This window comes from Actinoplanes rectilineatus, assembly GCF_000962825.1.
In the GTDB taxonomy this organism is placed as follows: Bacteria; Actinomycetota; Actinomycetes; order Mycobacteriales; family Micromonosporaceae; genus Actinoplanes; species Actinoplanes rectilineatus.
This window is the reverse complement of record NZ_JZKF01000128.1, coordinates 1-19,884: the sequence shown is the minus strand read 5'-3', so window position 1 is coordinate 19,884 and position 19,884 is coordinate 1. Positions and strand designations below refer to the sequence as shown.

Below are 19,884 nucleotides of genomic sequence, written 5' to 3'. Positions count from 1 at the left end.
CATCACCCCAAAGTCGCAGTTTCTGGTCTCGCAGTTTGCGGTTCTGGTCTCGCAGTTTGCGGTTCTGGTCTCGCAGTTTGCGGTTCTGGTCTCGCAGTTCGTGGCTCCGGTCTCGCAGTTCGTGGCTTGGTGTCGCCCGCCGTGGTTCGCGGCTCCATCCCCGCCAGTGCCGTCCCCGCATCACTCGTTCCCGCATCACATCCCCAAGCCCCGGGCCGAACGCCGACCCGGAGGGTCCACCGAGGAAGCAGCACCCGGTCCGTCCCCGGGCAGCCCCTCGTGGCCGACCCGAAACCGCCCCTGGTGACTCACACACCAGGGGCGGTTTCGCGTCCCACCCCTCCCGCCCGACCAGCGGTGAGCACCCCCGTTCTGGTGATCGGGTGTCCTGACCGTCTTTGCTGGTGGTGGGCGCGCCCGTTCTGGTGTTCGGGTGTGGCAGCCGCCCGTGTCGGCGGTAGGCGCACCCGGTCTCGTGATCGGGTGCGCTGGCCATCCCGTTTGGGGCAGTGAATGCACCCGATCACGAGACCGGGTGCGCTCGACGTCTCGGGGAGGTGGTGAGAGCGCCCCATGCCGTTTTGGGGTCCGCAGCCGTCCTTTTCCGCGGTGGGCGTCCCCGGTCCCGTGATCGGGTGTCGGAGCCGTCATTTTCGGGTTGGTGGGCGTACCCGAATCCGTGATCGGGTGCGTTCGTCGTCCCGTTTGGCTGGTAACCGCACCCGATGCCGCTTCGGGTGCGGTTACCGTCTTTACGGGCGGTGAGTGCACCCGTTTTCGTGATCGGGTGCTGTGGGCGTTCTCGCCGGTGGTGGGAGCCCCCGGTCGGGTGATCGGGTGTCACGGCCGTTCTTCGTGATGTGGTGAGCGTCCCCGGTTCCGTGATCGGGTGCGCTTACTGCCGGGTCGGGTTGGTGAATGCACCCGATCACGAGACCGGGGACGCTCACGGTTCTGACGAGGTGGTGAGTGCACCCGATGCCGCTTTGGGGGCGGTGACCGTCTTTGGGGGCTGTCGGGTTACCTGTTTGCGTGATCGGGTGCCGTTGCCGCCTTGTCCGGGGTGGTGACCGGCTCCGTGGTCGGGTGCGGGGACCGCCTTGTACTGCGTTTGTCCGGTGTGATGATCGGGTGCCGTTGCGGACTTGTCCAGGGTGGTGAGCGGTTTCGCGGTCGGGTGCGGGGCCGCCTTGACCGGTGCGGTGATCGGGTGCGGGGAGCGCCCTGTCCGGGGTGGTGAGTGGTTCCGTGGTCGGGTGCGGGGCCGCCTTGACCGGTGCGGTGATCGGGTGCGGGGGCCGCCCTGTCCAGGGTGGTGAGCGGTTTCGTAGTCGGGTGCGGGGACCGCCTTGACCGGGGTGGTGAGCATCCCCGGCTTCGTGATCGGGTGCGGGACTGCCTGACCTGGGGGTGGGAGGTGGGCAGCCGTGGGTAGCTCGGGGACCGGGTGGTGCGGTTGTGGTGGGTGTGGCTCGTACCCCCGAAGGAGAAGGAGGCCCGGGCAGGGTGCCCGGACCTCCTGGGGTGAGGAACGACGGTGGGGTGAGGTACGACGATGGGGAAGTAACGACGGTGGGGTTGAGGAACGACGGTGGGGGAGTCAGGTCGTCAGCGGTCGGCCGGCTCGGAGTTCGGGTTGGCCTTCAGGCTGCCGGGGTGGGCCTTCGCGGTCGGGTCGTTTCGGGTTTTGAGCAGGCTCGCCACCGTGGTGACGATCAGGATGCCGATGATGACGCTGAGCGAGACCGGGGTGCTCACCTCGGGGACGGCGTCGCTGATGTCCTTGTGGCCCCAGTGCAGTATCAGCTTGACGCCGATGAAGGCCAGGATGATCGACAGGCCGGTGGAGAGGTAGACGAGGCGGTCGAGCAGGCCCTTCACCAGGAAGAACAGGGCTCGTAGGCCGAGGAGGGCGAAGGCGTTGGCGACGAAGACGATGTACGCCTCCTCGGTGACGCCGAAGACCGCCGGGATCGAGTCGAGGGCGAACAGCAGGTCGGTGCCGCCGATGGCGAGCAGGACCAGGAACAGGGGCGTGACGACGCGTTTGCCGTCGACGCGCGTGATCATTTTGCCGTCGATGTACTCCTCGTGGACCGGGAGGAAGCGGCGGGCGGTCTTGACCAGGCCGTTCTCCTGGACGTCGGGGTCCTCGTCGCGGTGGCGGAAGAGTTGCACCGCGGTGTAGAGCAGGATCAGCCCGAAGATCAGGAACATGAAGCTGAACGCGTTGAGCAGGGCGGCGCCGAGCACGATGAAGATGACCCGCAGCACCAGGGCGATGATGATGCCGAAGGTGAGCACCTCCTGCTGGTACCTCTCGGGCACCGCGAAGGTGGTCATGATGATCACGAAGACGAAGAGGTTGTCGACGGACAGGCTCTTCTCGACGATGTATCCGGCGAAGTATTCGGTGCCGTAGTCCCAGCCGGCGATGCTCGCGAAGACGACGCCGAAGAGCAGCGCGACGGTGATGTAGAAGATTGACCATGCGGCGGCTTCCTTGAAGCCGACGACATGCGGACGGAGCACCCCGAGAGTCAAATCGAGGGCGAGCAGGGCGACGATGACCCCGATGGTCACGATCCACCCGAGCGCGGAGACCTCTAGCATGCTTTCAAGATTCCCTGAAGATCCTGCAAGCATGCTGAGGAATCGGGCGGGTTTCTCGATTCTTTCCTATCAGGAAACCCTCAGCTGTATCTGCTTGGCGTGCCTTTACGAGGCCAGGAACGATCTTTTCGCCAGGCCCATCCAGAAGCCGTCGATCGGCTGTTCGGGGGCCTGCTCGGGGTTGCCGGAGGCACCGAGCGTGAGGAACATCGGCGAGAAGTGCTCGACGGTCGGGTGGGCGTAGGGCATGCCGGGGGCGCGGTCGCGGAAGTCGGCCAGTTCGTCGACGGCGCCGCGGGCCAGTGTCTCGGCGGCCCAGGCGTCGAATTCGCGGGACCAGCCGGGTGCGGCGGCGTCCGGGCGCCAGTCGCGCAGGAACGGCAGGCCGTGGGTGGTGAAGCCGGAGCCGATGATCAGCACGCCCTCGTCGCGCAGCGGGGCCAGCCGGCGGCCCAGTTCGAGCAGTCTGTCCGGCTCGTCGGTGGGCAGGGACATCTGCAGCACCGGGATGTCGGCCTCCGGGTACATCACGGTGAGCGGCACGTATGCGCCGTGGTCGAGGCCCCGGTCGGTGCGGGTGACGGTCTCGCCGTCGGGCATCAGCGCGGCCACCTGGCCGGCCAGTTCGGGTGCTCCCGGCGCGCGGTATTGCACCTGGTAGTAGCGCTGGGCGAAGCCGCCGAAGTCGTAGACCAGCGGGACTGTCTCGGTGGCGCCGAGCATCAGTGGCGCCGACTCCCAGTGTGCGGAGGCCATCAGGATGGCCGTCGGCCGGGGGAGTGCGGCCGCGAGGTCGCGCAGTTGCGCCGTCCAGGTGGGGTCGTCCACCAGGGGCGGGGCGCCGTGGCTGAGGAAGAGAGCGGGCATCCGCACGAGGGCCTCCGTTGAAACTTCAACTAAATCCGTCACCACCGTACGCCCAAAATGCTTGATCCGTCAACTAGTTACTCTGAGTATTCGATCATGGGAGCGCGCCCATAGTCGGGTCAAATGTCGGTCAATATCGATACGTGGAGATTGTTAAGTCTCTTTGCCGACACCCGAAGTGCTCAATCTTTATTGATCAACGCTCAAACTCCCTGATGGGGGGCGTGATCGAATTGGTTCACAATGGAGTCCACATTTGACTGGGGAGCGTGTTGCGCGCGGCGCGCGGAGCTGGCAGGCTACTGCGGGTTGCGCCCGGGGGAGCGCTTCGTAATTGCTTCGTGGCACGTCACCATCATTACTGTCGGTGAACTTCGCGGGCATTTCCCAAGGCGTCGAGAGGAGAACCTGCCGTGGCGTCGCCGCCGCAGCTACCACCCGCGGACGATCTCTACCTCACCGCTCACGACACCCCCAAGGGCAAGGCTCTGCTGTCCCCGGCCACGCTCGGTCTCGGACTCGGCGCCGCCCTGCTCGGTGAGCTGATGCTCTGGCGCCGCGTCGATCTGGTCGACACCGACCTGGTGGTCATCGACGAGCGCCCGACCGGCGACGCCGCCACCAGCGCGGTGCTCGAGCAGCTGCGCCGCGAGGCTGGTCAGCACGGGGTCCGCAACTGGCTCGCCTACCTCTCCACCGGCATCGCCACCGACCTCGTCGAGCGCCGTCTCGCCCGGGTCGGCCTGATCCAGCGGGTGGAGAAACGCGGTCTGCTCGGCGGGACCAAGGTCTCCTTCGTGCCGGCCGACTCGATGACGGCCGGCTGGCCGGCCACCCGCATCCGCACCAAGGCCTCCCGCGACGAGTCCCTCGACGTGGCCGACCTGCTCCTCGCCGGGCTGATCCTCGCCACCGGTCTCGACCAGCACGTGCTGGCCACCCTCAACGCCCGGGACCGGGCCCGGCTCTTCGACCAGTTCCGCCGCCTCTTCCCGGCGATGCTGCAACAGCTCGTCGCGCAGGCGGAGGCGGCCGTGGGCGACGCCGTCATGGCACGGCGCGCCTGACCCACCCCACCCCTAGAGAAACATTCACAACTGGAGAACGCGTGTCCACGACCGCAACCCAATCCCCGGCCCCGGGGAGCCAGCTCACCGACGCGCTGGCCCGGGACCGTCTCGGTGTCGCCTCCGTCGTCTTCTTCGTCATGTCGGCGGCCGCCCCGCTGACCGTGGTCGCCGGGGTCGTCCCCACCGGCCTCGCGGTCACCGGGCTGACCGGCATCGCCATCGCGTTCATCGCCGTCGCCCTCGTTCTCGCGATCTTCGCGGTCGGCTACGTGGCGATGGCCCGGCACATCTCCAATGCGGGCGCCTTCTACGCGTACGTGTCGCGCGGGCTGGGCCGCCCGCTCGGTGTCGGCGCGTCGTGGGTGGCGCTGCTGGCGTACAACATGTTCCAGGTCGCCTCGTACGGCGGTTTCGGCGCCATCGCCCAGCCGCTGTTCCTGGACTGGTTCGGCCTGGACGTGCAGTGGTGGGCGCTCGCCCTGGTCACCTGGGCGCTGGTCGCGATCCTCGGGGTCCGCGACGTCGCCGTCAACGGCAAGGTCCTGGCCACCCTGCTGGTCGCCGAGATCGCGCTGACCGTGGTGTTCGCGGTCGCCGAGATCGGCGCGGACGGCTTCACCGCCTCGGCCGCCCCGCTCGACCCCGGCACCCTGGTCGGCGCCGGCTCCGGCGCGCTGCTGGTCATGGCGATCACCGGCTTCGTCGGCTTCGAGCAGTCGGTGGTGTTCAGCGAGGAGTCCCGCGACCCGCGGCGTACCGTCTCCCGGGCCACCTACATCGCCATCGCCCTGATCGCCGTCCTGTACGCGTTCGCCTCCTGGGCGATGATCTCCGCGGCCGGCGCCGACCAGGTCGTGGCGCGGGCCGGCGAGGAGGGCCCGGAGCTCTTCTTCAACCTGGCCTCCGGGCAGTTGGGCAGCGCCGCCCTGCACCTGGGCCACGCGCTCTTCCTCACCTCGCTGATCGCCGCGATGATCTCGTTCCACAACATCATCTCGCGGTACATGTTCTCGCTGGGCCGGGAGGGCGTGCTCCCGCGCACCTTCGGCAAGACCGTGCCCGGCACCGGCGCCCCCAAGAACGGCTCGCTCGCCCAGTCGGCCCTCGGCCTGATCGTCATCGTGCTCTACGCGGTGATGGGCTGGGACCCGCTGGTCCAGCTCTTCTTCTGGGGCGGCACCGGCGGCGGCCTCGGCGTGCTGCTGCTCGTCACGATCACCGCGTTCGCCGTGATCGGTTACTTCGCCCGCAACCCCCAGGGTGAGGACGTCCTGCACCGGGTCGTCGCCCCGGTGATCGGCGCGATCCTGCTGCTGGTCATGTCGTACCTGGCGCTGTCCAACATCGCCCTGCTGCTCGGCGTCGAGCCCGGCAGCACCCCGGCGCTGGCGGTGCCCGGCTCGTTCGGGCTGCTCTTCGTCGCCGGCGTCCTCTGGGCGTTCTACCTGCGCGGGGCCCGCCCGAACGTGTACGAGGGCATCGGCCTCGGCGCCCGCAGCGCCACCACCGGCGGCGGTGGCTTCGCGGCCGCCCTGAACGAGCCGGACGGCCGGCGATGAGCGAACCGGTGATCCGGCGGGCCCGCCGGGACGAGATCCCGGCGGTCGGCGCGCACATCTCGCACTCCTTCGACGACCTGGCGGCGGACGCGTACCTCGTCCCGGTGCCGACCGACCGCAAGCGGGTGATGGGCGAGTTCTTCGCGCTGGAGAGTGAGACGGCTTTCGCGTACGGGCGGGTCGAGGTCATCGACCACGAGGACGGCGGGTACGCGGCCGCCGCGGTGTGGTTCGACCGGGTCGGCGAGCTGCCCGAACCGGACGGGTACTCCGACCGGCTCACCGCGCTGGCCGGCGAGCACGTCGACCGGTTCGGCGCGCTCGGCGAGCTCTTCGAGAAGAACCACCCCACCGAGCAGCACTGGCACCTGGCGTTCCTCGCGGTCCGGCCCGGTGAGCAGGGCCATGGGCTGGGCGGCCGGCTGATGGACAACGTGCACCGCGACCTGGACGAGCGGGGCGTGGACGCGTACCTGGAGGCGACCAACCCGAACAACGTGCGGCTCTACAAGCGGCACGGTTATGCCGAGATGGACCCGTTCGAGATCTACCTGCCGGACGGCACGCCGTTCTACCGGATGTGGCGCAGGGCAGCCTGAGGCACGCCGCGCTCTTGACGCTCCGCCGTCCCGTCGTTACACCTGACGGGGTGGCGGAGCGTCCCTATGAGGTCGTGGTGTCGCCGGAGAGTGCCGGGTGGGGGCACGCCGGTCTGCGGGTGGTGCGCCTGCCGGTCGGCGGCCGGGTCCGGTTCGGCACCGGGCCGGACGAGATGCTGGTGCTGCCGCTGGCCGGCGGCTGCGACGTGGCCTGTGACGACGAGCGCCTGACGCTCACCGGGCGACGATCGGTGTTCTCCCGGGTGACCGATTTCGCCTATCTGCCGCGGGACACCACGGTCATTCTGCGCGCGCCGGTCGGCGGACGGTTCGCGTTGCCGTCGGCCCGCGCCGGCCGGGTGCTGCCGTTCCGCTACGGACCGGCCGAGGAGGTGCCGGTCGAGATCCGCGGCGCCGGCCCGGCCGGCCGCCAGATCAACCGGTTGTGTACGCCGGAGAGCTTCGAGGCCGACTCCTTGATCGCCTGTGAGGTGCTGGTCCCGGGCGGCCACTGGTCGTCGTACCCGCCGCACGAGCACGACCAGGAGGAGATCTACTACTTCGAGGTGGCCGGAGCCGGTTGTGGGTATCACCGGACCGGGGAGACCTGTTCGGTGGTGCGGACCGGGGACGTGGCACTCGTGCGGGAGGGCCCGCACGGTCCGGCGATGGCCTCCCCGGGGTACGACCTGTATCACCTCAACGTGCTGGCCGGTGCCGGTGAGCGGCGGTGTCTGTACCGTGACGATCCGGCGTACGGCGTGATCCCTCCGGATCGGCGGGGCGGCTCTCGGCTCCCGCTGACCTCGGTGACGGAGAAGCGCCGGGTCGATCCGATCAAGGATTTAAACTGATCAACACCGGCTTGACATCGGGAGTACATATGAGAAGAGGATTCCTCGCCGTCGGCGCGGCGACGGTTCTGCTGCTCGCCGCCTGCAGCAGCGGCGGGCGCGAGGCCACCGAGGAGGACGGCGCCTCGGGCGGCAACGCCCCGGGCAGTTCCGGATACACCATCGCGTTCATCACGCACGAGACGCCCGGCGACACCTTCTGGGACAAGGTCCGGGCCGGGGCCGAGCAGGCCGCCAAGGACGAGGGCGTCACGCTGAAATACTCGAACGACCCGGACGCCGGCAAGCAGGCGGTGCTGATCCAGCAGGCGGTCGACTCCAAGGTGCAGGGCATCGCCACCACCCTGGTCACCCCGGACGCGCTGGCCGGCTCGGTCAAGGCGGCCGGCGCGGCGGGCATCCCGGTCGTCGGCCTCAACGCCGGCATCGACCAGTACAAGGACCTCGGCGCGCTGATGTACTTCGGCTCGGACGACACCGTCGCCGGCGAGAGCATCGGCGAGCGGATCGCGGCGGCCGGGGCGAAGCACCCGCTGTGCGTGATCCACCAGCAGGGTTCGGTCTCCCTCGAGGCCCGCTGTGCCGGTGTCCGGGCGAAGGTGCCGGGCACGGAGAACCTGCAGGTCAACGGGGCCGACGACGCGGCCGTGGTCAGCGCGCTGCAGGCCAAGCTGGCGCAGGACAAGACGATCGACTACGTGGTGACGCTGGGCGCCCCGATCGCGCTGGACACCGTGCAGGCCAAGGAGCAGGCGGCCAGCACCGCGAAGGTGGCCACCTTCGACCTGAACGCGGAGACGGCCAAGGCGGTCAAGGCGGGCACCATCGAGTTCGCGGTGGACCAGCAGCCGTACGCGCAGGGCTACCTGGCGGTGTCGTCGCTCTACCTGTACCTGAAGAACGGCAACGACATCGGCGGCGGCGGTCCGACGCTGACCGGCCCGTCGTACGTCGACGCGAGCAACATCGACAAGATCCTGCCGTTCACCGAGAAGAACACCCGGTGACCAGGAGTCCGGTCCGGCTGCTCGCCCGTCCCGAGGTCGGCGCGCTGGTCGCCGCTCTGGCGATCTTCGCGTTCTTCCTGGCGGTGGCGCCCGCGTTCCGGTCCACCGGCGCGCTGTTCACCGTGCTCTACCAGGCGTCGACGATCGGGATCGTGGCGGTCGGCGTCGGGCTGCTCATGATCGGCGGCGAGTTCGACCTGTCGGCCGGGGTCGTCGTGACCACGGCCGGTCTGGTCAACTCGTTGTTCTGCTGGTGGTTCGGGGTGAACCTGTGGGTGGGTGCGCTGCTCTCCCTGCTGGTCTGCCTGGCTATCGGCTTCCTCAACGGGTGGCTGGTGATGCGGACCGGCATCCCGAGCTTCCTGATCACGCTGGGCACGTTCTTCGTGCTCCAGGGCGTCAACCTGGGTGTCACGAAACTGGTCACCGGTTCGGTGGCCAGCGCGAACATCGCCGACATCGACGGTTTCCGCTCGTTGCAGGCGGTCTTCGCCGGAAACTTCGGCATCGGTGGCGTGACCGTGTGGACGACGGTGCTCTTCTGGGTGCTGTTCGTGGCGGTCGCCGCGTGGATCCTGCACCGGACCCGCCCCGGGAACTGGATCTACGCGGTGGGCGGAGCACCGGAGAGCGCCCGCGCGGTGGGTGTGCCGGTCGTGCGTACCAAGATCATGCTTTTCATGTCGGTGTCTTTTCTGGGCTGGTTCGTCGGGATGCACACCCTCTACCGGTTCAACACCCTGCAGGCCGGCAACGGTGTGGGCAACGAATTCATCTACATCATCGCCGCGGTGGTCGGCGGGACCCTGCTCACCGGTGGGTTCGGCAACGCCATCGGGGTGGCGTTCGGCGCCTTCATCTTCGGCATGACCAACCTGGGCATCGTCTACGCCGGGTGGGACCCGAACTGGTTCAAGGCCTTCCTCGGCGTGATGCTGCTGCTCGCCGTGTCGGTCAACCTCTACGCCCGGAAATGGGGGTCCCGGTGATCGAACTGGCCGGCGTGGGCAAGAGTTACGGCCCGATCAGCGCCCTGCGGGACGTCTCGCTGACGGTCGACGCCGGGTCGGTGACCTGCGTTCTCGGCGACAACGGTGCGGGCAAGTCCACCCTGATCAAGATCATGTCGGGGTTGCATCCGCACAGCGAGGGCACGCTGACCGTCGACGGCACCGCGCGCGTCTTCGGCTCCCCGCGTGAGGCGCTCGACCTCGGCATCGCCACCGTCTACCAGGACCTCGCGGTGGCGCCGCTGATGGAGGTGTGGCGCAACTTCTTCCTCGGCTCCGAGCTGACCGGCGGGCGGTTTCCGTTCGCCGGCCTGCGGATCAAGGAGATGCGGCGGATCACCGACGCCGCGCTGCGCGACATGGGCATCGAGATCGACGACATCGACCGCCCGATCGGCACCCTCTCCGGCGGTCAGCGTCAGGGCGTGGCGATCGCCCGGGCGGTGCACTTCGGCGCCCGGGTACTGATTCTCGACGAGCCGACCGCGGCGCTCGGCGTGAAGCAGTCCGGCGCGGTGCTCAAGCAGATCGCGGCGGCCCGTGACCGGGGCCTGGGCGTCGTGTTCATCACCCACAACCCGCACCACGCCTACCTGGTCGGAGACCACTTCGTGGTGCTCAAGCTGGGTGCGGCGGTGCTCGACGCGCGGCGTGCCGAGGTCACCCTGGAGGAGTTGACCCTCCAGATGTCCGGCGGCGACGAGCTGCAGAGTCTCTCCGAGGAGCTGTCCCGCCCCTCGTAGGACCGACGTCTCGGGCCCGCCTTCTCCAAGGCGGGCCCGAGACCTTTCGTCAGCGTGCCGGAACAGCCAGGATCTGACCGGGAATGATCCGGTCCGGGTTGGACAGGACGTCCCGGTTCAGTGCGAAGATCTCCGGCCAGCGGTTCGGATCGCCCAGCTCGGCACGCGCGATCCCGCTCAGCGTGTCGCCGCGCTTGACGGTGTGCAGGCGCGGAACCGGTCCGGACGGCCGGGCCGGCGGCAGCACGAACACCTGACCCGGGAAGATCCGGTTCGGGTCGCGGATCGCCGACCGGTTCAACAGGAAGATCTCCGTCCAGCGGTTGCCGTCGCCCAGCTCCCGCTCGGCGATCCGGAACAGGCTGTCACCCGCCTTGACGGTGTACGTCCGCGGCGGCTGCGTCGCCCCCGGCAGCACCCCGGCCAGCCGCAGCAGGTCGGCCAGCTCGAACGTGCCCGCCTTCGCCGACGGCAGGGTCGGCTGCCAGGACGGCACCTTCAGGATCGAGTCCTCGCTGCGCCGCACCAGCCCGACCAGCACCTCCGCGACCAGCGTGCTGCCCACCGGCCCGAGACGCGCGCCGTCGTGGAAGTGCTTCGCCTCGGCGAGCACGTAGTACCAGAGCGGGGTGCGGGTCTCGAAACCGCCGGCGGTCAGGGCCGCGGCCTGGTCACCGCCGCCGGACGCCGCCAGCACGTCGTCCTTGCTCAGAACCGCGAGACCCAGGTGGTGCGCCAGGGCCTGGCCGGTGGGCAGGCGCAGGCGATAACCCCGCAACAGATTGCGTACGGCCAGACGAGCCGCCAGATCCGGCGTCTCCGTCTGGCCGTCCACGGTCTGGAGGGCGAACAGGGCCTGGTTGCCGACCCGGGCGAGGCTGGTGTCGATCTTGCGAGTCTTCTGGGCCCGGTCACCGATGATCCGTTCCCACTGGATGATCCAGTTGTCCGGAAGAGTGTCGGACCCGCCCAGCTGCCCGCCCAGCGCGGTGAAGGTGAACAGCAGCTGCAGCGACGCGCGCGGGAAGTTCAGGTTGAAGTCGTAGCTGCCCCGGACCATCGAGTGCCCGAACCGGTAGGCGCCGACCGAGAACTCCAGCGGCATGAAGAACGACGGGGAGAACGGGTCGTACCAGCGGTTGCCCTTCTTCACGATGTCGTCGACGATCCCCGGCTCACAGACGAGCCGGAGGAAGTCGTGCACCACGATGTGCTGGTAGTGCTGGCGCAGCACCCGCCGGGCCCCCTCGAAGGAGAGACCGGTGTCGACGAGCCGGTTGTGCGCCTTGAGGAAGGCGACGTGCAACTGCGCGATGATCAGGTTCTCGTCGTTGCGCGGATCGCCGATCAGGGCCGCCCGGTCGTGTTCGATGTCCGCGCTGCGCCCCTCCCGGGGCAGATCGTTGTCCCGGCCCTTGTCCGGGACCGGCTTGGTGACCCCGGTGTCGGCCCCGGCGTCGGCGACCGGGCCGACCAGCAGCTTGTTGCGGTTCGCCGGGTCACGCGGGGCGGGCTCGCCGTACACGCTGTCCAGGTCCAGGGTGGCGGTCCGGCGGTTGCGCAGCGCCTTGCGGACCAGCGCCTGCGGCAGCGGCGACATCGCCGGGTCGAGCAGCTCCCTCATGGTGCCCGAACCCGGCTGCTGGATCTCCAGCGTGATGTCGTGGTCGACGAACTGCCCGAAATAGGTGTACGCCGCCGGAATCGGGCTGTCCGGCCCGGTGTCCGGGTCGGCCATCGCGGTGCCCAGCGCGGTGAGCCGGGCCGGGGTCTGAGCGGTCTGCTCGACGAGGTTGGCCTCGTCGTCCTGCAGTCCTGGGAACAGCAGGTCGAACCTTCCTGTCGGCGGTGGGCCGGAGAGCGCGAACAGCAACGGTGCCCGGGTGCTGAGATCGGCGAGGTCGTCGCGGGCGGCGTTGATCTGGTCCTCGGTGATGGGGCGCCCGTGTGGGAGACGCGGCATGGTGGAACCCTTCCCTGCGGAGACGGCAGGGCCGGCGAGACGGCGTCGCGACGGCCGGGGGGCCCACGAACGGTGCTCTGCGGGTCACGCTAGGCAGCCGGGTCAAGAGATGGAGACGGGTGCCCGACACACCGGGGTGCCGTTTCTGCCGATGGGTGCTGCTTCTCGTCGCCGGGTGCTGCTTTCGTCGATGTGGTGCTGCTTTTCGTCAATGGGGTGCTGCTTTGTCAACGGGTGCGCAGGCCGTCGAAGGCCAGGGTGGTGACCATGGCGGCGATGGTCTCCGGGGCGCCGCGATCCGGGCGATACCACTCGACCAGCGAGTTGACCATGCCGAACAGCAGTCGGGCGGCGACCGCCGGATCGACGTCGGCCCGGACGCCGCCCTCGGACTGGGCCTCGCGGACCAGGTCGGTGACGCTCCGGTCGAACTCGCGGCGCCGGGCCAGGGCGTGCAGCTCCGCCTCGGTGTTGCCGTGCACCCTCAGCAGCAGGGTGACGAACTCCAGTCGCCCGGCGAGGACCAGCACACTGCGGCGGATCAGGTCCTCCAGCCGGGCGGCGGCGGGGGCGGCGGTGGCGCGTACCTCGGCGGCGGCCTCCTCCAGGCCGCCCAGTGCCCGGTCCACCGCCATCGTCAGCAGCTGCTCCTTGCCGCTGACATGGTGGTAGAGGGCCGACTTGGTGATGCCCAGCGACTCGGCGATGTCGAACATGCTGGTGGCGTCGTACCCGTGGGTGTTGAAGAGGCGGACCGCGGCGGCCAGCACGGCGTCGAGGTCGTGGCCGGGCCGGCCACGTCGCCGTGTTGTCGGAGTTTCCACAGGCTGAATCTACCGGGACTTGAAATACTGACCGTGCGGTTGGTAAATAAGAGGGGAGCTGTTTCTTCGTGTGCTCCCTGCTTGTGTGCTCCCTGTTCGTGCTGTTCCGGCTCGTGTTGTTCCGGCTCGTGTTGTCCCTGCCTGTCGCCGTCGCATCGGAGCGAAGATGACGAACCCCGCAGAGCTCTACCGCACCCACCGTGAGCTGCTGGACCGCGCTGTTCAGGCGGCGGCGGAGCGGGACTTCTGGTCGGCCTTCCCGGAGTCGCCGAGCAAGTCGGTCTACGGCGAACAGGCCGCGCCGGCCGGCGAGCGCGCGTTCACCGCGCTGCTCGGCAAACCCTTCCCGATCGAGGTTCCCGGCGCCTCCGGCAGCGTCACCACCGAGCGCTCCCCGTGGGGGCTCGAGCTCGGCGTCAGCTATCCACGGGCCGATCCGCTCGCCCTGATCGCGGCGGCCCGTGCGGCCGTCCCCGGCTGGCGAGCCGCCGGACCCGAGGGCCGCGCCGGGGTGGCCGCCGAGATCCTGCGCCGGATCAACGCCGCGACGTTCACGATGGCCCATGCCGTGCAGCACACCACCGGGCAGGCGTTCGTGATGGCGTTCCAGGCCGGCGGGACCCATGCCCAGGACAGAGGCCTCGAGGCCGTGGCGGTGGCGCTCGCGGCGGCACGGCGTACCCCCGCGGTGTCGGCCTGGGCCAAGCCGCAACGCGGCGCCGACCCCCTCAGCCTGACCAAGACGGCGACCATGGTGGGCCGCGGCGTCGCCGTGGTGATCGGCTGCACCACCTTCCCCACCTGGAACAGTTATCCCGGCCTCTTCGCGAGCCTGGTCACCGGCAATCCGGTGATCGTGAAACCGCACCCCGGCGCGGTGCTGCCGCTGGCCCTGACCGTCAAGATCTGCCGGGAGGTGCTGGCCGAGGCGGGGCAGAACCCGGACGTGGTGACGCTGGCGGCCGAGGAGCCCGGCGACGGCATCGCGGCGGCCCTGGCCACCCACCCCGACGTGCGGATCGTGGACTTCACCGGGTCCAGTGAGTTCGGCGACTGGCTGGAGGCCAACGCGCGGCAGGCCGTCGTCTACACCGAGAAGGCCGGGCTCAACACGGTGATCCTCGATTCCACCGCGGACTACCGCGGTCTGCTGCGCAACCTGGCGTTCTCGTTGTCGCTCTACAGCGGCCAGATGTGCACCACCCCGCAAAACCTGCTGATCCCCCGGGACGGCATCACCACCGACGCCGGTCGGCGCACCCCCGACGAGTTCGGCGCCGACCTGGCCGCGGCGCTCGACAAGCTGCTCGGTGATCCGGCGCGGGCGGCGGGCACGCTCGGGGCGATCGTCAACGACGGGGTGCTGTCCCGGCTCGGCGAGGCGTCCGCGACCCATCCGGCGCTGCACCCGTCGGCGGCCGTCGACGACCAGCAGTTCCCCGGCGCGACGATCCGCACCCCGCTGGTGGCGCGGCTCGACGCGGCCGACGAGAAGGTCTACACCCGGGAGTGGTTCGGGCCGGTGTCCTTCCTGGTCACCACCGGCTCCACCGAGCACAGCCTGCAGATCTTCACCGAGACGGTCCGCACGCACGGCGCGCTGACCGCCCTCGTGCACACGACGTCCCCCCAGGTGATCGAGGCGGCCCGCGAGGCAGCACTGGACGCCGGGGTGCACCTCTCGGAGAACCTGACGGGCGGCGTCTTCGTCAACCAGACCGCGGCCTTCAGCGACCTGCACGGCACCGGGGCCAACCCGGCGGCCACGGCGGCGCTGACCGACGAGGCGTTCGTGACCGGCCGGTTCTTCACGTTGCAGTCACGCCGGCACGGGGATCCGGCATGACTGTCTTCGAGCAGGCCCTGGCCCGGGACCAGCGGATCGAACCGCGGGACACGATACCGGACGCCTACCGCGCGACGATGATCCGGCAGATCGCCCAGCACGCCCACTCCGAGATCATCGGCATGCAGCCGGAGGGCGAGTGGATCACCCGGGCGCCCAGCCTGCGGCGCAAGGCGATCCTGCTCGCCAAGGTGCAGGACGAGGCCGGCCACGGGCTGTACCTGTATTCGGCGGCCGAGACCCTCGGCGCGGACCGCGGCGACCTGACCCGGCGGCTCATCGAGGGCCGGCAGAAATACTCGTCGATCTTCAACTATCCGACGCTGACCTTCGCCGACGTGGGCGTGATCGGCTGGCTGGTCGACGGGGCCGCGATCTGCAACCAGGTGCCGCTCTGCCGCAGCTCCTACGGGCCGTATGCCCGGGCCATGATCCGGATCTGCAAGGAGGAGTCGTTCCACCAGCGCCAGGGCTACGAGTTGCTGACCACGATGATGGGCGGCACCGCGCAGCAGCGGGCGATGGTGCAGGACGCGGTCGCCCGGTGGTGGTGGCCCTCGCTGATGATGTTCGGCCCGCCGGACGGCGCCTCACCGAACACCGCCCAGTCGATGGCCTGGAAGATCAAGCGGCACACCAACGACGAGTTGCGGCAGCGGTTCGTCGACATGACGGTGCCGCAGGCGTCCGCGCTCGGTGTGACACTGCCCGACCCGGAGCTGCGGTGGAACGAGGCCCGGGGACAGCACGACTTCGGCGCGCCTGACTGGGACGAGCTCAAGCGGGTGATCTCCGGGGACGGGCCGCTCAACCACCAGCGTCTCGCACGGCGGCGGCAGGCCGATGCCGACGGGGCCTGGGTGCGGGAGGCCGCGGCGGCGCACGCGGCCCGGTCATCGTCAGGGGGGACCGCATGAAACACGAGTGGCCGTTGTTCGAGGTGTTCGTGCGGGCCAAGCGGGGGCTCAACCACGTGCACGTGGGGTCGCTGCGGGCCGCCGACCACGAGATGGCGTTGCACCACGCACGGGACCTCTACACCCGGCGCAACGAGGGCGTCAGCATCTGGGTGGCCCGCTCCGACCAGATCGCCGCCACCGATCCGGACGAGAAACCGGCGTTCTTCGAGCCCAGCGGCGACAAGGCCTACCGGCATCCGACCCACTACGTCATCGCCGACTCCGTTCCGCACATCTGACATGGGATTCGACGACGCGTACGACGCGCTCACCGACCACGACGACGACAGCCGCTGGGCCTACGGGACGGGGTTCACCGACCCGCTCGCCGGGGTGCCCGCGGACGTGCCGGACGGGGTCTCCCGCGCCGACCTGGCGACATACGCCCTGATGCTCGGCGACGACGCGCTGATCCTGTCGCACCGGCTGCAGCAGTGGGTGACCCGGGCGCCGGAACTCGAGGACGAACTCGCGCTGGCGAACATCGCCCTGGACCTGCTCGGGCAGGCTCGGCTGCTGCTCTCCCGGGCGGCGGCGGTGGCGGGCGCCGGCAGCGAGGACACCCTGGCGTTCGGACGGTCGGCGGGCGAGTTCCACCACGTACGCCTGGTGGAGCGGGCCGACGCGGACTTCGCGCAGTTGGTCGGGCGGCTCCTGGTGTTCGCCACGTGGCGGCTGGCGCTGCTCGACCGGCTGACCGCCTTGCGGGACCCGGTGCTCGCGGCGGTCGCGGCGAAAGGCGTCAAAGAGGTCACCTACCACCGGGACTACGCGGCGCAGTGGGTGGTGCGGCTCGGTGACGGGACCGCTGTGTCACGGGAGCGGATGGCGGCGGCGGTGTCGACGTTGCGGCCGTTCCTCGGGGAGTTGTTCGTGGCCGGCGAGGTGGAGTCCCGGTTGGGCGCGGGTGGGGTCGCGGTCGATCCGGGCGAGGTGCTGGCGGAGTGTCGCGCGGTGTTCCGGCAGGTTCTGGCGGCGGCGACGCTTGATCCGGACGGTCTTGACCCGGGCGACGGTGACCCGGGTGACGGTGATCCGGGTGACGGTGATCCGGGTGGGACCGGGCGAGACGGGGGTGAGCGGGCCGACCTGGTGGCGATTCTTGAGGAGATGCAGGGGTTCGCCCGGTCGGTGCCGGGAGGTGTGTGGTGAACGGTGCGGTCTCCGCGGACCGGGTGGTGGCGGGGGTGGTGGACCCGGAGCTGCCGATGGTGACGCTCGTCGAACTGGGCGTGGTGCGCGAGGTCACTACGGAACGGGAGCGGGTCGTCGTGACCGTCACGCCCACCTACTCGGGGTGCCCGGCCATGGAGGTGATCCGGGCGGACATCCGGGCGGCCCTCGAGCAGAGCGGATTCACGGGGGCGGTGGTGCGTACCCGGCTGGCGCCCGCCTGGACCACCGACTGGATCAGCGCCTCCGGGAAACGGAAACTCGCCGCGGCGGGCATCGTCCCGCCCGGGCCTGCGCCCCGGCGGGCAAGCGGTCCGGTGCCGTTGACCCTGAGGGTGCGACCGCCGGCTGTCGCGTGTCCCCGGTGCGGGGCGGCGGAGAGCGAACTGATCACCCGGTTCGGGGCGACCGCCTGCCGGGAGCTGCGGCGATGCCCGGACTGCCGGGAGCCCTTCGAACACATGAAGGAGATCTGAGGTGGCGGCCCGGGGATTCCATCCGCTGACGGTGGCGGCGATCGACCGGCTGTGCGCCGACGCGGTGGCGGTGACCTTCGCGGTGCCCGGCGAGCTGCGGGAGACCTTCACGTTCCGGCCGGGACAGTCGCTGACCGTGCGGCGCGGCGAGGAACGCCGGACATATTCGATCTGCGCGGCGGCGGGGTCGGCGCCGCGGATCGGGGTACGGGAGGTGCCGGGCGGGCGGATCTCCGGGTGGCTCGTGCGCGAACTCCGGGTGGGGGACGTGGTGGAGGTGGCGCCGCCGGCGGGGACGTTCACCCCGGATGTGGCGGGGGGCGGGCGGCATGTGCTGATCGCGGCGGGGTCGGGGATCACGCCGGTGCTGTCCATCGCGGCCTCGTTGCTGGAGTCGGCATCCGTGGCGACCTCCACGTCTTCCGGGGCGGCTTCGCCGGAGTCGTTTTCGCCGGGGGTGGCCGTTACTGATCAGCCCGCGGTGCAGGTTTCCCTGTTCTACGGGAATCGGCGGGCGGACACCGTGATGTTCGGTGAAGAACTGGCCGACCTCAAGGACCGTCATCCGGACCGGCTGGAGATCGTGCACGTGCTGTCACGGGAGCCGCGGGAGAGCGAACTGTTCAGCGGGCGGCTCGATGCCGAGCGGCTGGGCGTGCTCCTGCCGCTGATGGTCGACGTTTCGGCCGTCGACCACTGGTGGCTGTGCGGACCGTACGCGATGGTGACCGACGCCGCGACGGTGCTGGCCGCGGCCGGGGTCGACGCGGAACGGGTGCACCGGGAACTGTTCTGGGTGGACGAGGCACCACCCGAACCGGTCCGCCCCGAGGATCGGGTGATCACCGGTGGGTGCGAGGTGACCGTGCTGCTGGACGGCCGGTCGACGAGCGTACCGGTCGAACCCGGGACGACCGTCCTCGACGGCGCGCAGCGTGCCCGGCCGGACCTGCCGTTCGCGTGCAAGGGCGGCGTGTGCGGGACGTGCCGCGCCAAACTGGTCGACGGCGAGGTGACGATGCGGCGCAACTTCGCGCTGGAGGAGGCGGAGCTCGCGGCCGGCTTCGTGCTGACCTGCCAGTCCGTGCCCACCTCCGCAAAGGTGGTCGTCGACTTCGACCAGTGACCCTCATACTGTCGGGCTTCGGGCTCGGCATCATGAGTGGTGCGTGGATCCCCGCCTGCCGGCAGCGATGAGTGATTATTGGATCTCGCCAGTCTGAGACGCCCACCGGCATCGGGGTCCGCCGGTGGTCAGCCCATGGCGATCCAGACGTCGTCCAGGTCGCCGTGGAACTGGTCGTTGTCGCCGTGGGCGCTCTTGCCGCCGATGCTGAGCGGGTCGTCGTTGGTGATGCTGAGGGCGGCGGGCACGGCCACGCTGCCGCGCGGGTTGCCGTCGATCAGGACGGTCAGGGTGCCGGCGTCGCGGCGGCATTCCAGACGGTGCCAGCCGCCGTCGGCCACGCCCAGGTCGGCGACCGCGATGCGTACCCGGCGGTCCGCGTCACCGACCAGGACGCAGCTCGGGTGGCCGGCCCGGCCGTCGACCTGCAGCTTGTACTGGCTTCCTTCGGCGGAATAGCCTTTCTGCAGGATGTTCTGGCCGTTGCTGGTGTTCCGCGGGGGGAGCCGGACCATCGCGCCGAACCGCAGGTTCTGCCGTCCCGGATTCAGCTTGTCCTTCGCCGGGGCCCGCAGGACCAGGCGCGGGCACGGTTCGGTGGTGCACGGGTCGGGGAAGCGGACGGCGTGGCCGCCGTCGCGGGCCACGAAAGCCGGCTTGGCGCGGTTGCCGGCCACCGGCTGGAGGTGCTGGGCGTTGCCGGTCAGGTCGGTCCAGGCCAGAGGCGGGATACCGTCGAAGGCGTACCGGGCCATGGTCACCGGCGGGGGCGTGGCGGGCGCCGGGCTCGACGGCACCACCCAGACGGTGCGGCGGGCGGTGTCCGGGCGCACGACGGTGGCGGTGGCCAGGGCGGCGATACCGAGGGCGGCGAGCACCCCGAGGAGTGCGGTTCGGGGAGCAGACACGTCAGAACAAACGGATCTGCGCCCGCTCGGATTCGGCCGAAAAAGCCTAAAAAGATGAAAAAACCGGAATCTCCAGCCTGTGCCGGAGATCTATGACCGCTTTCGATAGCTACGAGCTACGAGCTACGAGCTACGAGCTACGTGGTCTCTGGTCGTGTGGCTATGGGGGCGAACGGTGGGCGCCATGACGACTCGACTGTAGCGCCCGCGGAACCGTACGGAACGGAACCGGCGGCCCGGTGCGGAACGGGAGCCGGGCCGCCGGGAGGGAGGGAGGGAGGGAGGGA

Annotated in this window: 18 protein-coding genes; 13 read left to right on the top strand and 5 right to left on the bottom strand. The window is 69.9% G+C overall.

The genetic code is table 11. The features are described from left to right. Positions 1–1,608: 1,608 nt before the first annotated feature. Both WH85_RS43550 and WH85_RS43545 read right to left on the bottom strand, forming a co-directional pair. Complete coding sequence (locus WH85_RS43550) at positions 1,609–2,613, bottom strand: TerC family protein (protein WP_045748068.1); 1,005 nt, start codon at positions 2,611–2,613, stop codon at positions 1,609–1,611. Between the two features lie 105 nt (positions 2,614–2,718). Continuing rightward, positions 2,719–3,480, bottom strand: coding sequence for a dioxygenase family protein (locus WH85_RS43545; RefSeq protein ID WP_045748067.1), 762 nt, complete (start codon positions 3,478–3,480; stop codon positions 2,719–2,721). A 413-nt stretch (positions 3,481–3,893) separates the two neighbouring features. Here WH85_RS43545 and WH85_RS43540 point away from each other — a divergent pair, with 413 nt between their 5' ends. The 7 genes from WH85_RS43540 to WH85_RS43510 are packed head-to-tail and all read left to right on the top strand — an operon-like array spanning position 3,894 to position 10,322. Beyond that, positions 3,894–4,547, top strand: coding sequence for a GOLPH3/VPS74 family protein (locus WH85_RS43540; RefSeq protein WP_045748066.1), 654 nt, complete (start codon positions 3,894–3,896; stop codon positions 4,545–4,547). Positions 4,548–4,588: 41 nt separating this feature from the next. After that, positions 4,589–6,109 carry an APC family permease gene (locus WH85_RS43535; RefSeq protein WP_045748065.1) on the top strand — a complete coding sequence of 507 codons (1,521 nt, stop codon included), beginning with the start codon at positions 4,589–4,591 and terminating at the stop codon, positions 6,107–6,109. Beyond that, on the top strand, positions 6,106–6,708 hold the full coding sequence (locus tag WH85_RS43530; RefSeq protein WP_045748064.1) for a GNAT family N-acetyltransferase: 603 nt from the start codon (positions 6,106–6,108) through the stop codon (positions 6,706–6,708). Before WH85_RS43535 ends, WH85_RS43530 begins: the two co-directional genes overlap by 4 nt. 50 nt (positions 6,709–6,758) lie before the next feature. Beyond that, positions 6,759–7,562, top strand: coding sequence for a 5-deoxy-glucuronate isomerase (gene iolB / locus WH85_RS43525; RefSeq protein WP_245674351.1), 804 nt, complete (start codon positions 6,759–6,761; stop codon positions 7,560–7,562). Between the two features lie 29 nt (positions 7,563–7,591). After that, positions 7,592–8,569, top strand: a complete 978-nt coding sequence (locus tag WH85_RS43520) for a substrate-binding domain-containing protein (RefSeq protein ID WP_045748063.1) — start codon at positions 7,592–7,594, stop codon at positions 8,567–8,569. Beyond that, entirely contained in the window at positions 8,566–9,558 is a 993-nt protein-coding gene (locus tag WH85_RS43515) for an ABC transporter permease (RefSeq protein WP_045748062.1), read from the top strand. The genes WH85_RS43520 and WH85_RS43515 overlap by 4 nt, the downstream gene beginning before the upstream one ends. Continuing rightward, complete coding sequence (locus WH85_RS43510; protein WP_245674350.1) at positions 9,555–10,322, top strand: ATP-binding cassette domain-containing protein; 768 nt, start codon at positions 9,555–9,557, stop codon at positions 10,320–10,322. The genes WH85_RS43515 and WH85_RS43510 overlap by 4 nt, the downstream gene beginning before the upstream one ends. A gap of 49 nt (positions 10,323–10,371) precedes the next feature. On the opposite strand, the gene WH85_RS47925 is transcribed toward WH85_RS43510, so the two are convergent. Together WH85_RS47925 and WH85_RS43495 are read right to left on the bottom strand one after the other, a co-directional pair. Then, entirely contained in the window at positions 10,372–12,285 is a 1,914-nt protein-coding gene (locus WH85_RS47925; RefSeq protein WP_052721224.1) for a LysM peptidoglycan-binding domain-containing protein, read from the bottom strand. Between the two features lie 227 nt (positions 12,286–12,512). Beyond that, the gene (locus tag WH85_RS43495; protein WP_045748060.1) at positions 12,513–13,109 is read right to left on the bottom strand and encodes a TetR/AcrR family transcriptional regulator; all 597 of its coding nucleotides are present in this window, start codon (positions 13,107–13,109) and stop codon (positions 12,513–12,515) included. Between the two features lie 166 nt (positions 13,110–13,275). Between WH85_RS43495 and paaN the strand changes: the two genes are divergently transcribed. Genes paaN through WH85_RS43465 form a run of 6 tightly spaced genes read left to right on the top strand, consistent with a single transcriptional unit; the run spans position 13,276 to position 18,689 of the window. Then, positions 13,276–14,955 carry a phenylacetic acid degradation protein PaaN gene (gene paaN, locus WH85_RS43490; RefSeq protein ID WP_045748059.1) on the top strand — a complete coding sequence of 560 codons (1,680 nt, stop codon included), beginning with the start codon at positions 13,276–13,278 and terminating at the stop codon, positions 14,953–14,955. Continuing rightward, positions 14,952–15,872 carry a 1,2-phenylacetyl-CoA epoxidase subunit PaaA gene (gene paaA, locus WH85_RS43485; RefSeq protein ID WP_045748058.1) on the top strand — a complete coding sequence of 307 codons (921 nt, stop codon included), beginning with the start codon at positions 14,952–14,954 and terminating at the stop codon, positions 15,870–15,872. Before paaN ends, paaA begins: the two co-directional genes overlap by 4 nt. Further along, entirely contained in the window at positions 15,869–16,153 is a 285-nt protein-coding gene (gene paaB, locus WH85_RS43480) for a 1,2-phenylacetyl-CoA epoxidase subunit PaaB (protein WP_045748057.1), read from the top strand. Before paaA ends, paaB begins: the two co-directional genes overlap by 4 nt. A 1-nt stretch (position 16,154) precedes the next feature. Further along, on the top strand, positions 16,155–17,066 hold the full coding sequence (paaC, locus tag WH85_RS43475; protein WP_045748056.1) for a 1,2-phenylacetyl-CoA epoxidase subunit PaaC: 912 nt from the start codon (positions 16,155–16,157) through the stop codon (positions 17,064–17,066). Then, positions 17,063–17,563, top strand: coding sequence for a 1,2-phenylacetyl-CoA epoxidase subunit PaaD (paaD, locus tag WH85_RS43470; protein ID WP_281179153.1), 501 nt, complete (start codon positions 17,063–17,065; stop codon positions 17,561–17,563). The genes paaC and paaD overlap by 4 nt, the downstream gene beginning before the upstream one ends. Before the next feature lies 1 nt (position 17,564). After that, positions 17,565–18,689, top strand: coding sequence for a 2Fe-2S iron-sulfur cluster-binding protein (locus WH85_RS43465; protein ID WP_045748055.1), 1,125 nt, complete (start codon positions 17,565–17,567; stop codon positions 18,687–18,689). A 128-nt stretch (positions 18,690–18,817) separates the two neighbouring features. Here WH85_RS43465 and WH85_RS43460 read toward each other — a convergent pair whose 3' ends face one another. Beyond that, positions 18,818–19,597 (bottom strand): LamG-like jellyroll fold domain-containing protein, encoded by a 780-nt coding sequence (locus tag WH85_RS43460; protein ID WP_157411591.1) that lies wholly within the window; start codon positions 19,595–19,597, stop codon positions 18,818–18,820. Positions 19,598–19,884: the final 287 nt, after the last annotated feature.

Excerpts from the sequence above, each read along its gene's own strand:
- WH85_RS43550 (WP_045748068.1), bottom strand. The coding sequence starts at position 2,613 with ATGCTAGAGGTCTCCGCGCTCGGGTGGATCGTGACCATCGGGGTCATC.
- WH85_RS43545 (WP_045748067.1), bottom strand. The coding sequence starts at position 3,480 with ATGCCCGCTCTCTTCCTCAGCCACGGCGCCCCGCCCCTGGTGGACGAC.
- WH85_RS43530 (WP_045748064.1), top strand. The coding sequence starts at position 6,106 with ATGAGCGAACCGGTGATCCGGCGGGCCCGCCGGGACGAGATCCCGGCG.
- WH85_RS43520 (WP_045748063.1), top strand. The coding sequence starts at position 7,592 with ATGAGAAGAGGATTCCTCGCCGTCGGCGCGGCGACGGTTCTGCTGCTC.
- WH85_RS47925 (WP_052721224.1), bottom strand. The coding sequence starts at position 12,285 with ATGCCGCGTCTCCCACACGGGCGCCCCATCACCGAGGACCAGATCAAC.
- paaN (WP_045748059.1), top strand. The coding sequence starts at position 13,276 with ATGACGAACCCCGCAGAGCTCTACCGCACCCACCGTGAGCTGCTGGAC.
- paaA (WP_045748058.1), top strand. The coding sequence starts at position 14,952 with ATGACTGTCTTCGAGCAGGCCCTGGCCCGGGACCAGCGGATCGAACCG.
- paaB (WP_045748057.1), top strand. The coding sequence starts at position 15,869 with ATGAAACACGAGTGGCCGTTGTTCGAGGTGTTCGTGCGGGCCAAGCGG.
- paaC (WP_045748056.1), top strand. The coding sequence starts at position 16,155 with ATGGGATTCGACGACGCGTACGACGCGCTCACCGACCACGACGACGAC.